The organism is Citrobacter sp. wls711 (assembly GCF_005281055.1).
GTDB lineage: Bacteria > Pseudomonadota > Gammaproteobacteria > Enterobacterales > Enterobacteriaceae > Citrobacter > Citrobacter gillenii.
In genome coordinates this window covers 152,762-167,640 of sequence record NZ_SZXC01000025.1, presented here as the reverse complement: position 1 = coordinate 167,640, position 14,879 = coordinate 152,762, and the positions used below count along the sequence as shown (strand labels likewise).

13 protein-coding genes are annotated in these 14,879 nt (G+C 54.7%); 5 read left to right on the top strand and 8 right to left on the bottom strand.

Annotated elements, in window-relative coordinates:
* The first annotated feature begins 65 nt into the window (after positions 1-65).
* From ttrB to ttrA, 3 genes are read left to right on the top strand one after another with little or no spacing between them, the layout of a single operon-like run.
* Positions 66-800 carry a tetrathionate reductase subunit TtrB gene (gene ttrB / locus FDW98_RS10625; RefSeq protein WP_217439024.1) on the top strand — a complete coding sequence of 245 codons (735 nt, stop codon included), beginning with the start codon at positions 66-68 and terminating at the stop codon, positions 798-800.
* Positions 801-1,823, top strand: coding sequence for a tetrathionate reductase subunit TtrC (gene ttrC / locus FDW98_RS10620; RefSeq protein WP_096757206.1), 1,023 nt, complete (start codon positions 801-803; stop codon positions 1,821-1,823).
* A complete protein-coding gene (ttrA, locus tag FDW98_RS10615; protein ID WP_096757207.1) occupies positions 1,816-4,887 on the top strand; it encodes a tetrathionate reductase subunit TtrA in 3,072 nt (1,023 codons plus the stop codon). The genes ttrC and ttrA overlap by 8 nt, the downstream gene beginning before the upstream one ends.
* Positions 4,888-4,974: 87 nt before the next feature.
* Here the strand turns inward: ttrA and FDW98_RS10610 are convergent, their stop codons facing one another.
* Genes FDW98_RS10610 through FDW98_RS10600 form a run of 3 tightly spaced genes read right to left on the bottom strand, consistent with a single transcriptional unit; the run spans position 4,975 to position 7,492 of the window.
* Entirely contained in the window at positions 4,975-5,787 is an 813-nt protein-coding gene (locus FDW98_RS10610; RefSeq protein WP_096757208.1) for a MetQ/NlpA family ABC transporter substrate-binding protein, read from the bottom strand.
* A gap of 21 nt (positions 5,788-5,808) precedes the next feature.
* Positions 5,809-6,477 carry a methionine ABC transporter permease gene (locus tag FDW98_RS10605; protein ID WP_096757209.1) on the bottom strand — a complete coding sequence of 223 codons (669 nt, stop codon included), beginning with the start codon at positions 6,475-6,477 and terminating at the stop codon, positions 5,809-5,811.
* Positions 6,470-7,492 carry a methionine ABC transporter ATP-binding protein gene (locus tag FDW98_RS10600; protein WP_096757210.1) on the bottom strand — a complete coding sequence of 341 codons (1,023 nt, stop codon included), beginning with the start codon at positions 7,490-7,492 and terminating at the stop codon, positions 6,470-6,472. Before FDW98_RS10600 ends, FDW98_RS10605 begins: the two co-directional genes overlap by 8 nt.
* 572 nt (positions 7,493-8,064) lie before the next feature.
* On the opposite strand from FDW98_RS10600, the gene pykF reads away from it, so the two are divergent.
* Positions 8,065-9,486 carry a pyruvate kinase PykF gene (gene pykF / locus FDW98_RS10595; protein WP_096757211.1) on the top strand — a complete coding sequence of 474 codons (1,422 nt, stop codon included), beginning with the start codon at positions 8,065-8,067 and terminating at the stop codon, positions 9,484-9,486.
* 308 nt (positions 9,487-9,794) lie between these two features.
* The gene (gene lpp / locus FDW98_RS10590) at positions 9,795-10,031 is read left to right on the top strand and encodes a murein lipoprotein Lpp (RefSeq protein ID WP_003029373.1); all 237 of its coding nucleotides are present in this window, start codon (positions 9,795-9,797) and stop codon (positions 10,029-10,031) included.
* A gap of 69 nt (positions 10,032-10,100) precedes the next feature.
* On the opposite strand, the gene FDW98_RS10585 is transcribed toward lpp, so the two are convergent.
* From FDW98_RS10585 to sufC, 5 genes are all read right to left on the bottom strand, one after another.
* On the bottom strand, positions 10,101-11,102 hold the full coding sequence (locus FDW98_RS10585) for a L,D-transpeptidase family protein (RefSeq protein WP_096757212.1): 1,002 nt from the start codon (positions 11,100-11,102) through the stop codon (positions 10,101-10,103).
* Between the two features lie 123 nt (positions 11,103-11,225).
* Positions 11,226-11,642 (bottom strand): cysteine desulfuration protein SufE, encoded by a 417-nt coding sequence (gene sufE, locus FDW98_RS10580; RefSeq protein WP_096757213.1) that lies wholly within the window; start codon positions 11,640-11,642, stop codon positions 11,226-11,228.
* Positions 11,643-11,654: 12 nt separating this feature from the next.
* Entirely contained in the window at positions 11,655-12,875 is a 1,221-nt protein-coding gene (gene sufS, locus FDW98_RS10575; RefSeq protein WP_096757214.1) for a cysteine desulfurase SufS, read from the bottom strand.
* The gene (sufD, locus tag FDW98_RS10570; protein WP_096757215.1) at positions 12,872-14,143 is read right to left on the bottom strand and encodes a Fe-S cluster assembly protein SufD; all 1,272 of its coding nucleotides are present in this window, start codon (positions 14,141-14,143) and stop codon (positions 12,872-12,874) included. The genes sufS and sufD overlap by 4 nt, the downstream gene beginning before the upstream one ends.
* Positions 14,118-14,864, bottom strand: a complete 747-nt coding sequence (gene sufC / locus FDW98_RS10565) for a Fe-S cluster assembly ATPase SufC (RefSeq protein ID WP_096757216.1) — start codon at positions 14,862-14,864, stop codon at positions 14,118-14,120. Before sufC ends, sufD begins: the two co-directional genes overlap by 26 nt.
* Positions 14,865-14,879: the final 15 nt, after the last annotated feature.

Below are 14,879 nucleotides of genomic sequence, written 5' to 3'. Positions count from 1 at the left end.
TATTCATCACACGCAAACCAACGGCGTGACCAATGTTTCGTTGTTGCATTGTGACGGGAGAAAATATGGACAGCAGTAAACGGCAGTTTCTCCAGCAACTGGGCGTTCTGACCGCAGGCGCATCCCTGGTTCCCCTGGCTCAGGCCGAGTTTCCCTTCTCGCCAGAACGCCATGAGGGGTCGCGCCAGCATCGCTACGCCATGTTGATTGATCTGCGGCGGTGTATTGGCTGTCAGGCCTGTACCGTCAGTTGCGCCATTGAAAACCAGACGCCTCAGGGCGCGTTTCGTACCAACGTCAACCAGTATCAGGTACAGGTTGAGGGTCAGCAAAGCGTCACCAACGTGCTGCTGCCGCGCCTGTGTAACCATTGCGATAACCCACCTTGTGTGCCCGTTTGTCCCGTGCAGGCCACCTTTCAGCGCGAAGATGGCATTGTAGTGGTCGACAATACGCGCTGTGTGGGCTGCGCCTACTGCGTGCAAGCCTGTCCATACGATGCGCGGTTTATTAACCATGAAACGCAGACCGCCGACAAATGCACATTTTGCGTGCACCGCCTGGAAGCCGGGCTGCTCCCGGCCTGCGTGGAGTCCTGTGTGGGCGGCGCGCGCATCATTGGCGACATCAACGATCCGCACAGCCGGATTTCACGCATGCTGCACGAACACCATGACACCATCAAAGTCCTGAAACCGGAAAGCGGCACCTCGCCTCACGTGTTCTATCTGGGGCTGGATGACGCCTTCGTCACCCCGTTGATGGGACGTGCTCAACCCGCTCTGTGGCAGGAGGTTTAAATGACCCATTCACTGATTATCGAAGAGGTGCTGGCCCATCCGCAGGAAATAAGCTGGTTGCCCTGGGCAGTACAGTATTTCTTTTTCATTGGCATTGCCGCCTGCGCGGCGCTGTTCGCCTGCGTGCTCCACTGGCGTAAAAAAGCGCAGCCGCAGCTAGAAAACCTGACGCTGCTGATCGCCCTGACCTGTGCCATCACCGCCCCGCTGGCGCTGACCGCGGATCTGCACCAGACCGCGCGCGTCTGGCATTTTTACGCCTGGCCGACACCGTGGTCATGGATGCCGTGGGGAGCACTGTTTTTACCGTTGTTCACCGGGTTTCTCGGGCTGTGGTTTCTGGCGCAGCAGGTCAAACGGTTTACGCATAAAAGTTACAGTGTCACTAAATGGTTGGCCGTGGGCAGCGCGCTCTCAGCCATTGGATTATTGGTGTATACCGGCCGCGAAGTCTCCGTCGTGCAGGCGCGTCCCATCTGGTTCAGCTATGCCTTCCCGCTGGCGATGTTCCTCAGCGCGCTGCAAACCTTCTTCGCCCTGCTTATCGCCAGCATAAACCGCGACAGCACACTGCCGCACAAGCTGGCATGGGGGCAAATTGTCACGTTGATCGTTCTGGCCATTGTGATGGCGTGGTGGGTGAGCGGCGATACGCTTTCCGGCTCGGCGATTCGCCAGTGGCTGGATGTCGCCGCGTCTGCACGGCACTACGCCATCGGCTGGGTAGTGCTGTGGGCTGTCTCACTGGCACTTTGCGGATGGGTGTTACGTCACCCATCGTCATTACCGCTGCGTATTACGCTGGCCTTCAGCGCCATGGCGCTGTGCTGGCTGATGCGCTGGACGATACTGATTCAGGTGCAGACCATCCCCAAATTTAACGCGCAATTTAATCCGTACTCCCTGCCCGGCGGCACAGATGGCTGGCTGGCCATTGTAGGCACCTTTGGCCTGTGGGTTGCGCTACTCATTATTGTTCATGAAGGCCTCAACGCGATCGCAAGGAGAATGCAACATGGCTAATTTAACCCGTCGTCAGTGGCTTAAAGTTGGTCTCGCCGTTGGCGGGATGGTGACCTTTGGCCTGAGTTATCGGGATGTGGCAAAGCGCGCGATTGACGGTTTGCTGGATGGCACCTCGGGGAAAATCACCCGCGATCGCATCTTCGGCAATGCGCTTCCCCCCGAAGCCAACGCCCAACCGCGCTGGCAGCAGGATCCGCAGCAGGTGATCGCCATGACCCAGTGCTTCGGCTGCTGGACCCAGTGCGGTGTGCGGGTCCGCGTCGACAGCAAAGCGGGGAAAGTTCTGCGCATTGCGGGCAACCCCTACCACCCACTGTCGCATGAACATCACATTGATTCGTCGGTTCCGTTTGCCACGGCAATGGAACAACTGGCGGGCGAAAGCGGTCTTGATGCGCGTTCCACCGCCTGCGCCCGGGGCGCAACCCTGCTCGAAGGCCTGTACAGCCCGCTGCGAATTCTGGAGCCGATGAAGCGCGTCGGTAAACGTGGCGAAGGTAAATGGCAGCGCATCAGCTTTGAACAGCTCATCAAAGAGGTGGTGGAAGGCGGGGACCTGTTTGGCGAAGGTCACGTTGACGGCCTGCGGGCCATCCACGACCCCATCACCCCGTTAGATGCTAAGCACCCCGGCTTTGGCCCGAAATCCAATCAACTGCTGGTCACCAATACCAGCGACGAGGGACGCGATACGTTTATCCGCCGTTTCGCACTGAACAGTTTTGGTAGTAAAAACTTCGGCGCGCACGGTGCGTATTGTGGGCTAGCGTATCGGGCCGGTTCCGGCGCGTTAATGGGCGATCTGGATAAAAACACCCACGTCAAACCGGACTGGGATAACGTCGAGTTCGCGTTATTTATGGGCACCTCCCCGGCGCAGTCCGGCAACCCGTTTAAGCGCCAGGCTCGCCAACTCGCCAGCGCCCGCTTACGCAATGATTTCGAGTATGTCGTTGTCGCACCCGCCCTGCCATTAACCACGGTACTGGCTGACGATCGCGGTCACTGGCAGCCTGTGCACCCGGGGAGCGACTCGGCGCTGGCAATGGGAATGATCCGCTGGATAATCGAAAAGCAGCGTTACAACGCCGATTACCTCGCCATCCCTGGTGTCCAGGCCATGCAACAGGCCGGAGAAAAAAGCTGGACCAACGCCACGCATCTGGTGATTACCGATGAGATCCCAACGCTTGCCGGACAGCATCTCACGCTCGCCCATCTGAACACCGACGCGCCTGGCGAACCGCTGGTCGTTAACGAGGCCGGTGACATGGTAGCAGCCAGCAGCAGTCAACGCGCACAGCTGTTCGTGACCCGCGAAGTAACGCTAGCCGACGGGCAAACTGTGACGGTCAAAAGCGCATTCCAGCGTCTGAAAGAGTCTGCCGAAAAGCTGTCACTGGCGCAATACAGCCAGCAGTGCGGCGTGTCGGAGGCAAAAATAGGCGCGCTGGCGGACGCCTTTACCCGTCACGGGCGTAAAGCGGCGGTGATCACCCACGGCGGGATGATGGCAGGCAACGGATTTTACAACGCCTGGGCGGTGATGATGCTGAATGCGCTGATTGGCAACCTCAGCCTCGAAGGCGGCGTCTTTGTGGGCGGCGGTAAATTCAACGGTGTCACTGACGGACCGCGCTACAATATGGACAGTTTCGTCGGAAAGGTGAAACCGAAAGGCCTGAGCATCGCACGCAGCAAAACCGCCTATGAATCCTCTGAAGAGTACCGTAATAAAGTGGCCGCTGGACAATCGCCCTTCCCGGCAAAAGCCCCGTGGTATCCGTTTGTCGCCGGGCAGTTGACCGAATTACTCGTCTCGGCGCTCGAAGGCTATCCGTATCCGCTAAAAGCCTGGATCTCCAACATGACTAACCCGTTCTACGGCATTGCGGGGTTGCGTGGCGTGGCGGAAGAAAAGCTCAAAGATCCGGCGCGTCTGCCGTTGTTTATTGCCATTGATGCTTTTATGAACGAAACCACCGCGCTGGCAGACTATATTGTCCCGGATACCCACAACTTCGAAAGCTGGGGATTCAGCGCCCCGTGGGCAGGCGTGGCGAGCAAGACCACCACCGCCCGCTGGCCGATTGTTGCACCCGCCACCAGCAAAACCGCCGACGGCCAACCGGCATCCATGGAGTCATTTTGCATCGCGGTGGCAAAACGCATCGGGCTGCCGGGCTTTGGCGATAACGCCATTACCGATCCGCAGGGCAATCACTATCCGCTGAACCGCGCGGAAGATTACTACCTGCGACTGGCCGCCAACATTGCGTTTATGGGTAAGGCGCCGGTCGCCGAAGCCGCGCCGGAAGATATCTCGCTGACCGGCGTGACGCGGATCCTGCCGGTCATCACCGACACGCTAAAAGCCGACGAAGTTCGTCGCGTGGCGTTTGTCTACTCGCGCGGTGGTCGTTTTGCGCCAGATAAGAGTGGCCGCACCGATAACCGCGTCGGTAATGCGTGGGAGAAACCTCTGCAAATCTGGAACGCGGATGTCGCCGCACACCGCCATGCGATCACCGGCGAGCGCTACAGCGGCTGTCCGGCCTGGTATCCTTCCCGCCTGTCCGACGGGCGTTCGGTGGACGAATTGTTTCCGCAGCAGGAATGGCCGCTGAAGATGATCTCCTTTAAGTCCAATACCATGTCCAGCGCCTCGGCGGTGATCCCACGTCTTCACCATCTCAAGCCTGTGAATCTGGTGGCGCTCAACCCGCAGGACGGCGCGCGTTATGGTGTGTCACACGGCGACACGGTGCGCATCATCACGCCGGGTGGACACGCACAAGCGCAGGTCAGCCTGCTCAACGGCGTTATGCCGGGCGTTATCGCAATTGAACATGGTTACGGACATAAAGAAATGGGGGCGGCACAGCATACGCTTGACGGAGAGCCAATGGCGTTTGATGAAAAGATTAAATCGGGGATTAACATTAACGATTTGGGTTTTGCCGACCCTACGCGTCAGGTGGCCAATACCTGGCTGGACTGGGTCTCAGGAGCGTCTGTGCGCCAAGGGCTACCGGCGAGAATCGAGCGAGTGCAACTCTAGCGCCGGATGGCAACGCTACTGCGTTTTACCCAGCCTACAGACGTTGTAGGCGGGGTAAGGCGAAGCCGCCACCCGGCAGAAAGTGGATCAGTTATTTACCGGGATCACCGCGCCTTTATATTTGGTGCGGATCCAGTCCTGAATTTCTTTTGAGTGCAGTGCGTCAACCAGCGCCACAATATCCTTTTTCTTCTCATCGCCGCGATGCACGGTAATGATGTTGGCATACGGGTTGTTTTCACCGCTTTCGACGGCAATCGGATCTTTCACCGGATCCAGCCCGGCATCGATGGCGTAGTTGGCGTTGATCACCACCGCATCGCCTTCATCGTTGTTATACATCTGCGGCAACAGTGCCGCTTCAACGTTAGGCAGGAACTTCAGTTTTTTCGGGTTCTCAACGATGTCGCTGATGCGCGCGGTGACTTTATCAACGCCTGGCTTGAGCTTAATCACGCCCTCTTTTTCGAAAATCGACAGAATACGCCCTTCTTCGGACACCGCGTCACGCATGATGATCTTTCCGCCTTCCGGCAGGTCCTTCAGCGACTTTACCTTTTTAGAATAGATACCAATCGGCTCAATGTGAATCGCCCCGGCGCTGACGAAATCATAGGTCTTATCACCCGCATGATCCTTCAGTACGCTGTTCAGGTACGGAATATGCTGGAAGTAGTTGGCGTCAATCTCACGCCCCGCCAGCGCGGTGTTTGGCAGAATGTAGTCCTGGAACGGTTTAATCTCCAACTCGATCCCCTGCTTTGCCAGGATCGGTTTCGCCTGTTCGAGGATCTCAGCGTGCGGCACGTTGGACGCGCCCACGGTCAGCGTATCTGCCCACGACGCAAAGCTCAGGGCGCTTAAGGTGGCGGCGGCGAGTAATGTCAGTGATTTTTTCATGATAATGGTTTCCGTATTTTATTAGCGTTTATCTAACAGAGAGGTGATCACATCGCCGCAAAACTGGATGATGAAGACAATAACCAGAATGGTCACCGTCGCCACCAGCGTAACGTCGCTGTGGTTGCGCTGGAATCCTTCCAGATAAGCCAAATTCCCTAAACCACCGGCACCAATCACACCAGCCATTGCGCTGTAGCTAACCAGGGCAATCAGCGTCACGGTGATACCGGACACCAGAGCGGGTGATGATTCCGGCAGTAAAACCCGAAAAATAAGCGTACTCAGACGTGCCCCCATGGAGCGGCTCGCTTCAATAACGCCTTTATCTACTTCACGCAGGGCAATTTCGACCAGACGGGCATAGAACGGTGCGGCACCCACGATCAGCGCGGGTAGCGCGGCGTTGGCACCAAGAATGGTGCCTACCAGCGTTTTGGTCACCGGGATCAGCAGCACGATCAAAATGATGAATGGGATTGAGCGGAAAATATTCACGATCAACGAGATGGCGCTGTACAGCGTGCGGTTCTGATACAGGCCGCCACGCGCGGTCAGAAATAGCGCCAGTCCGAGCGCAATACCCAGCACAAAGGTCGCCACACCGGAAAGCGCGGTCATGTAGAGCGTTTCCTGAGTTGCCGCGAACAGTTGGTCCCATTTCAGATGGGGAAACAGGGAATCAGCCATGTTGGATAACCTCGCCGTCAACGTCGCTGTGGCGCAGATCGGCCAGAATATTGTTGAGTTGTTCTTCAGTGGCCACCACGTGCACCCACAGTTGACCAAACGCGCCATGGGCGGTTTGCGTCATCTTGCCGTGCAGAATGTTAAACGGCAGGCCGTAGCGCAGGGTCAGTTCCCCGACCACCGGCCGATGGGTACGATGTCCGGTAAACGTTAACTTAATCACCGCACCGCCGAGTTCGCTTGCCAGTTGCGGATTAAACTCATCTTCCTCGGCATATTGACTTACCTGACGGACAAACTGACGGGTGATCGGTTGCTGCGGGTGGCTAAACACGCTGAGCACATCGCCCTCTTCAACCACTTTGCCGTTCTCCATCACCGCCACGCGATCGCAAATTTTGCGCACCACGTGCATCTCATGAGTGATCAGCACAATGGTTAATTTGAAACGCCGGTTAATATCGAGCAGCAAATCCAGGATTTGATCGGTGGTTTGCGGATCCAGCGCGGAGGTGGCTTCGTCGCACAACAGCACGTCCGGGTTGTTCGCCAGCGCACGAGCAATCCCGACACGCTGCTTTTGCCCACCGCTGAGCTGCGACGGCCAGGCGTTTTCTCGACCATCCAGCCCGACCAATGTAATCAGTTCGGCCACACGTGCTTTAATTTTTGCTTTTGGTACACCGGCGATTTGCATTGAGAAGGCAATGTTTTCGCTGACGGTCCGCGACCACAGCAGATTAAAGTGCTGAAACACCATGCTGATTTTCAGTCGGGCCTGGCGTAACGATTCCCCGCGCGCCGTGGAGATATCGTGACCATTGACGGTCACACTGCCGGAAGTTGGCTGTTCAAGGCCGTTAAGCAGGCGAATCAGGGTGCTCTTACCGGCACCGCTGTAGCCAATAATTCCGTAAATCTGCCCCTGTTCAACCGTCAGGTTGACGTTATCGACAGCGGTAATAGCAAGCCTGCCTGGCGTAAACACTTTCGAAATATTTTTCAGGACAATCATGTCGTTTGGGTATCCGCTGCTGCTTATCGTTATCCTGCTAACGCTTTTGGCTGTTTAGCAGTATGGATGTCCAAACGAGTGTAATCAGGGAAATAGGCTTTTGATATGATTTAAAAAGAATTTGATATAACTATAAGGAATAACTGTTTTGCACTATTGTCGTTTGCAAGAGCCGGGAATGAAGAACCTCGTGTTGTTGCGCAACAGACCACCGCTGCGGACAACCTCTTTATCCATAGCAATGAACAAATTCGTGAATATTTTTTCGTGAAACTGCACAGAACGCTTTTGAAACACCGTTTCCATTTTCCTTTTAGATAATTTTCAGCGTATAATGCGCGCCAATTGTCTCTTGAATGGTTTCAGCACATTGACCTGTAAAACTCAACGACTACAAAACTCTCCTACCCGTTGGGCTGAAACGCAAGCACACATTCCTCTGCACGCTCTTTCGATGTCACCTATCCTTAGAGCGAGGCATCACAACTTTCGTAACTCAGGTTTAGCTTCCCATCCGTGCGCGACGGAAGCCAGATTTCCATATCCTTCTCAACTTAAAGACTAAGACTGTCATGAAAAAGACGAAAATTGTTTGCACCATCGGTCCGAAAACCGAATCCGAAGAGATGTTAACCAAAATGCTGGACGCGGGCATGAACGTCATGCGTCTGAACTTCTCCCACGGCGATTACGCAGAGCACGGTCAGCGCATTAAGAACTTGCGCAACGTGATGAGCAAGACCGGCAAGAAAGCGGCCATCCTGCTCGACACCAAAGGTCCGGAAATCCGTACCATTAAACTGGAAGGCGGTAACGACGTTTCTCTGAAAGCGGGTCAGACCTTCACGTTCACCACCGACAAATCTGTCGTAGGTAACAACGAAATCGTTGCTGTTACTTATGAAGGCTTCACCAATGACCTGTCCGTTGGCAATACCGTGCTGGTTGACGATGGTCTGATCGGCATGGAAGTTACCGCAATCGAAGGTAACAAAGTTATCTGTAAAGTGCTGAACAACGGCGACCTGGGCGAAAACAAAGGCGTTAACCTGCCGGGCGTTTCTATCGCGCTGCCAGCACTGGCTGAAAAAGACAAACAGGACCTGATCTTCGGTTGCGAGCAAGGCGTTGACTTCGTTGCTGCGTCCTTTATCCGTAAACGTTCTGACGTCATTGAAATTCGTGAACACCTGAAAGCGCACGGCGGCGAAAACATTCAGATCATCTCCAAAATCGAAAACCAGGAAGGCCTGAACAACTTCGACGAGATCCTCGAAGCGTCTGACGGCATCATGGTTGCACGTGGCGATCTGGGCGTAGAAATCCCGGTTGAAGAAGTTATCTTCGCGCAGAAGATGATGATCGAAAAATGCGTACGCGCACGTAAAGTGGTTATCACCGCGACTCAGATGCTGGACTCCATGATCAAAAACCCACGTCCGACCCGTGCTGAAGCCGGTGACGTGGCAAACGCCATCCTCGACGGTACTGATGCAGTCATGCTGTCTGGTGAATCCGCTAAAGGTAAATACCCGCTGGAAGCCGTTTCTATCATGGCAACCATCTGTGAACGTACCGACCGCGTGATGACCAGCCGTCTGGACAACAGCCATGACAACCGCAAACTGCGTATTACCGAAGCCGTTTGCCGTGGTGCTGTAGAAACCGCTGAAAAACTGGAAGCTCCGCTGATCGTCGTAGCGACCCAGGGTGGTAAATCCGCTAAAGCCGTACGTAAATACTTCCCGAACGCGACCATTCTGGCGCTGACCACTAACGAAGTGACTGCGCGTCAGCTGGTTCTCAGCAAAGGTGTGGTGCCGCACCTGGTGAAAGAAATCGCTTCTACTGATGATTTCTACCGTCTGGGTAAAGAAGTTGCGCTGCAGTTAGTTGAGCGCGGCCTGGCACAGAAAGGTGACGTTGTAGTGATGGTTTCCGGTGCGCTGGTACCGAGCGGCACCACCAACACGGCATCTGTTCACGTGCTGTAATAATTCCATCGGGAATTAATTTGCCTAAAAAGCGCCCTTGCGGCGCTTTTTTTATTTCCGCGTTAGCTACTATTAATAAAAAATCAAATCGGATTTCACTATCTAATTAGAGATTATCTAAGATGAATCCGATGGAAGCTTTCTGTTTTCACTCGGGTTTTTAGCCGTTTTTGCACAATTCGATGCTTCTTTGAGCGAACGATCAAAAATAAGTGCATTCGCATCAAAAAAATATTCTCAACCTAAAAAGCTTTGTGTAATACTTGTAACGCTACATGGAGATTAACTCAATCTAGAGGGTATTAATAATGAATCGTACTAAACTGGTACTGGGCGCGGTAATCCTGGGTTCTACTCTGCTGGCAGGTTGCTCCAGCAATGCTAAAATCGATCAGCTGTCTTCTGACGTTCAGACTCTGAACGCTAAAGTTGACCAGCTGAGCAACGACGTGAACGCAATGCGTTCCGACGTTCAGGCTGCTAAAGATGACGCAGCACGCGCTAACCAGCGTCTGGACAACGCAGCTACTAAATACCGTAAGTAATAGTATCTGTGTAATAGAAATGGCGCACATTGTGCGCCATTTTTTTTGCCCTTTATTCCTCCTTCCCTGTTACTGCATCGTCCGCACGTCCCCTGCTTCTGGCAATCCATTCTGTGCCGACTTCACCTCTGGCCCGTTGGCCACAATCGGTGCCTGCCCGGCCGTAACGGTAACCGGATAACCTGCCCGACGATACAGCGCCCGATCCACCAGCCCCAGGTCTACGGCTTTACTGTCTTTAAACTGGGTAAAACCGGCTGGCAGTACATACGGCATGGTCTGTACGTTTTGTTCTTCCTCTGGCGACAATGGTCGGTGCACTTCAACATAACGCATGCCGTTAGGCTCGATGGCGTATTTTATCGGCTCATTAATCACTCTGACCGGCGTGCCGGTTCTGACCTGAGCAAACAGAGCTTTGATGTCCGGCGCGTTCATGCGAATACAGCCAGAGCTGACGCGCAGGCCTACACTGTCGGGTGCGCTGGTGCCGTGGATAAGGTATTCACCGTTTCCATGCGCCAGACGCAGCGCAAAGCGTCCTAACGGGTTATTGGGCCCGGCGGGCACTACAGGGGGCAGCGTAATGCCGCGCTCCAGAGAACGCTTACGGATGCCTGGTGTTGGGGTCCATGTAGGGTTAGGGATTTTCTGTCCCACCCGGGTTTCCATCACCGGGGTCTCCAGTCCCTGTAAGCCAATGCCAATCGGGAATACCTGAACAATATTCTCTCCTGGCGGGAAATAATACAGACGCAATTCTGCCAGATTCACAATAATGCCTTCGCGCGGCGCATCCGGTAACAGCAGTTGCGAAGGAATCGTAATCAGGGTGCCGGGACTGGGTACCGGGGCGATCGTATTATTCGCTTCGAGGATCAGCATCGCGGCGGTATCAAACCGGCGGGCTATCGCCTGCAAGTTTTTATCGCCTTCCTGCACGGTGTAGGTTTGATTCTGCCCGACAAGACGACTGTTCGCCGCAGGCAAAGGATAATCGACCGCCCAGGCGGCCTGTATAGCGCTGTAAGCGCCAATTAGCATTAGAGTAATAACAGACGCGCGTTTCATACTCACTCACCCCCCTGGCGTTATTGCCGGATAACGACTGCTGCGGTATCCGGCCAACGAGTCATTGCATAAATCTGCTCAGCGTTATCCCGCAAGGTTTGCCGGATAACGTGTTTTATCAGTTTAGCTAAGAGTTGCCGCTTGCGTACGAATAGCGCGAATCATCGCTTCCAGCCCCTGTGAACGCGATGGCGTGAGATGTTGCGTCAGCGCCATTTTCTCGAACCACGGACGCACATCAAAACGCACAATATCTTCGGCAGTCATTCGATCATATAAAATGAATACCACAGCAATCAGTCCTTTCACAATTGCCGCATCACTGTCGCCCTGTAATTCAATAATTCCGTCAGCATTCTGACGCATTGCTATCCATACCTGACTCTGACAGCCCTGAATACTATTTTTCTCACAGCGATCGTCAGCATTTAATTCTGGTAAACGCTGACCTAATTCAATGACATACAGATACTTCTCTTCCCAGTTCGCACAGCGCAGAAAATTACGCAACAACTTTTCTTTATCCGGTAGCGCAGCCATACCCCCTCCCTGTTATCCCAGTAAGTGATGAATGCGTTTAAGTCCTGTCACCAGACGGTCAACCTCTTCCTGGGTGTTGTACATGGCAATCGAGGCCCGGCACATAGCAGGGACGTTATAATACGCCATCAGCGGCATGGCGCAGTGATGCCCGGTGCGCACGGCAATGCCGTAGTTATCAAGAAAACTACCCACGTCGTAGGCGTGGTGCTTACCGAGGTTAAACGCGATGACGCCCAGGCGGTCCTGCGGGCCGTACAGCGTCAGTTCCGGCACGCTGGCCAGCTGTTCCAACGTATAGCGCATCATGAACTGCTCGTACTCGCTGATGTCATCCAGCCCCAGCGAACTCACATATTCAATGGCAGCCCCCAGGCCAATAATACCACCGGTGTTGGGGGTTCCCGCCTCAAAACGCCAGGGTGCTTTCGCCCAGGTCGTTCCCTGGCTCAGGCTAACCGTTGCTATCATTGAACCCCCGCCTTCCCAGGGCGGCATATCTTGTAGCAAAGACTCGCGGGCATACAGCACGCCGATACCGGTGGGGCCGTACAGTTTATGTCCCGAGAAGACATAAAAGTCGCAATCGAGCGCCTGCACATCCACCTTATGGTGCATCACCGCCTGCGCGCCATCGACCAGCACTTTTGCCCCGTGCTGATGCGCCAGTGCAATCATCTCTGCTAACGGGTTTTCGGTGCCCAGCACGTTGGATACATGGGTAATCGCCAGCAGTTGGGTGCGTTCGTCGAACAGAGTTGGCAGAGTATCCAACTGCAAGGTGCCATCAGCATTCAGGGGGATGACACGCAGCTCAGCACCCACTCGGGCACACAGCATCTGCCATGGCACGATGTTGGCGTGGTGTTCCATCTCACTGATGATGATGTTATCCCCCGCCCGCACATTGCTGGTGCCCCAACTGTTGGCTACCAGATTAATACCCTCGGTCGTGCCACGCACAAATACCAGTTCTTCAGCGGAGCGGGCATTAATAAACAGCGACGCCAGCTTACGCACATTCTCCATTTTTTCCGTCGCCTGGGCGCTTAAGGTATGAATACCACGGTGAACCGCCGCATAGCCATGGCGGTAAAACTCAGCTTCGGCATCAATCACCTGATTCGGCTTTTGCGCGCTGGCTGCGCTGTCCAGATACGCCAGTGGCAGGCCGTTCACTTCACGGGTCAGGACCGGAAAGTCGGCCCGCACTTTTTCAATCGGAAATGTCATGCTACGCCTCCCGGCAGGCGTTGGGCTATACGCGCCAGAACCTGTTGTTTAAGCGTTTCATCGCTCAGGGCTTCCGTCAGCTCAGCGGCAAACGCATAGAGAATCATCTGTTGAGCATCCTGCTGGCCGATCCCACGCGAGCGCAGATAGAACATCTGCTCATCGTCGATCCGCCCTACCGTCGCGCCGTGGCTGCATTTCACGTCATCGGCATAGATTTCCAGTTGCGGTTTGGTGTCCACTTCCGACAGCTTACCAAGCAGCAAATTATTGTTCGTCATCTGCCCGTCGGTTTTAATCGCGTGCTGCGCCACGTTGATCAGACCATTGAACACCGCCCGACCTTTATCGCTGACGATGGTTTTATGCAGTTGGCGGCTGTTGCAATAGCCTTTGTTATGCTCAAGCCAGGTGCGGGTATCGCAGACTTCGTTTTTCACCGGCATCGCCAGACTGTTAATCCGCAGCGTGGTGTTTTCGCCGTTCAGTTGAGTGCTGGTGTTATGGCGCAACACCGCGTCGCCGAGCAAAAAGCTGTGACTCACCGCCGTAGCATCTGCGCCCAGCTGAATGTCGTTATGGGCGAAGTGATGGCTGACCGGGTTCTCAAACGCCAGCTTGATATGCTGCAAGTGGGCATTGGCCGCCACGTTCATCGTAACGCGCGCGCCGGTAAAGTGCTTCAGCGTGTTGAGGCTGACAAAATGTTCGATGAGGGTGGCTTCTGCACCCTCCGCCAGTTCAAGGTGGTGGCGATAATGCGCAGTATTGACGTCATCGCCCGCCACTCCCTGGGTGATGTGCATCAACAGCAGCGGTTTCGCCGGGCGCTGATTACGCTTCACCTTGATATGCGTCACACTGCGCGACAGGCTTTCCGTCAGATGCAGAAAAACCTCTGGCTGAATCGGTGGCGGCAGCGACAGGTGCGCATCGTCAACGGTAATGTCAAAGCCGCTACCGTCCGTGCTGTCGCTAAGCGCTTCGCAGAATTGCCCGTCGACAAACACCAGACGCACAGCATCAATGCCAGCGGCTAACGCCTCGCACTGCGCCGGGGTTATCGCGGCAGGATGACTAACAAACTGGCTACGGGTTAATCCTTCCAGCGGCGTGTATTTCCAGTCTTCATGCTTACGCGTAGGCAGCCCAAGACGCAGCATCTGCTGTAAGTGCTGCTGCGCGTGCTGCGAGCGGGTTTCGCCCTGCGACTCAAACAGGTGATGCCACTGCTGCAGCACATTACTGCTGTTCACTAAGCCAGCCATATCCTTGCTCCTCCAGCTGTTTAACCAGCGTGAAATCGCCGGACTTAACAATGCGTCCCTGATACAAAACATGGACGTAATCGGGTTTGATATAGTCGAGGATGCGCTGATAGTGGGTGACAATAATGAATGAACGCGTGCCGTCGCGCAGCGAATTGACGCCATCAGCGACAATTTTTAGCGCATCAATATCCAACCCCGAATCAGACTCGTCGAGAATGCACAGCTGAGGCTCCAGCACCGCCATCTGCAAAATATCATTGCGTTTTTTCTCACCGCCGGAGAAACCGACGTTTACCGAGCGGGTGAGCAAATCCTCCGGCATTTTCAACAGCGCGATTTTCTCCTCCATCAAATCCTGGAAGTCGAATCGATCCAGCGCGTCTTCGCCACGGTAACCGCGCACTGCATTAAGCGCGGTTTGCAGGAAAAACTGATTGCTGACGCCGGGGATTTCTACCGGGTACTGAAACGCCATAAAGATGCCTTCACCAGCCCGGTCTTCCGGCGACAGTTCCAGTAAATCTTTACCATTAAATTCCACCGTTCCCCCGGTGACGGCATAATCATCACGCCCGGCCAATGTTGCCGACAGCGTGCTTTTTCCTGAACCGTTCGGCCCCATAATGGCGTGAACTTCACCCGGGCGGACCTCCAGGCTCAGCCCGCGCAGGATCGCCTTCTCTTCGACGCTGACCTGTAAATCTTTAATGCTTAACATGTGCTTTCCTTAAAT

What these genes read in the sequence shown, in the direction of transcription:
- ttrB (WP_217439024.1), top strand. Translation starts at nt 66, where the DNA reads ATGGACAGCAGTAAACGGCAGTTTCTCCAGCAACTGGGCGTTCTGACC.
- ttrC (WP_096757206.1), top strand. Translation starts at nt 801, where the DNA reads ATGACCCATTCACTGATTATCGAAGAGGTGCTGGCCCATCCGCAGGAA.
- ttrA (WP_096757207.1), top strand. Translation starts at nt 1,816, where the DNA reads ATGGCTAATTTAACCCGTCGTCAGTGGCTTAAAGTTGGTCTCGCCGTT.
- FDW98_RS10610 (WP_096757208.1), bottom strand. Translation starts at nt 5,787, where the DNA reads ATGAAAAAATCACTGACATTACTCGCCGCCGCCACCTTAAGCGCCCTG.
- FDW98_RS10605 (WP_096757209.1), bottom strand. Translation starts at nt 6,477, where the DNA reads ATGGCTGATTCCCTGTTTCCCCATCTGAAATGGGACCAACTGTTCGCG.
- FDW98_RS10600 (WP_096757210.1), bottom strand. Translation starts at nt 7,492, where the DNA reads ATGATTGTCCTGAAAAATATTTCGAAAGTGTTTACGCCAGGCAGGCTT.
- pykF (WP_096757211.1), top strand. Translation starts at nt 8,065, where the DNA reads ATGAAAAAGACGAAAATTGTTTGCACCATCGGTCCGAAAACCGAATCC.
- lpp (WP_003029373.1), top strand. Translation starts at nt 9,795, where the DNA reads ATGAATCGTACTAAACTGGTACTGGGCGCGGTAATCCTGGGTTCTACT.
- FDW98_RS10585 (WP_096757212.1), bottom strand. Translation starts at nt 11,102, where the DNA reads ATGAAACGCGCGTCTGTTATTACTCTAATGCTAATTGGCGCTTACAGC.
- sufE (WP_096757213.1), bottom strand. Translation starts at nt 11,642, where the DNA reads ATGGCTGCGCTACCGGATAAAGAAAAGTTGTTGCGTAATTTTCTGCGC.
- sufS (WP_096757214.1), bottom strand. Translation starts at nt 12,875, where the DNA reads ATGACATTTCCGATTGAAAAAGTGCGGGCCGACTTTCCGGTCCTGACC.
- sufD (WP_096757215.1), bottom strand. Translation starts at nt 14,143, where the DNA reads ATGGCTGGCTTAGTGAACAGCAGTAATGTGCTGCAGCAGTGGCATCAC.
- sufC (WP_096757216.1), bottom strand. Translation starts at nt 14,864, where the DNA reads ATGTTAAGCATTAAAGATTTACAGGTCAGCGTCGAAGAGAAGGCGATC.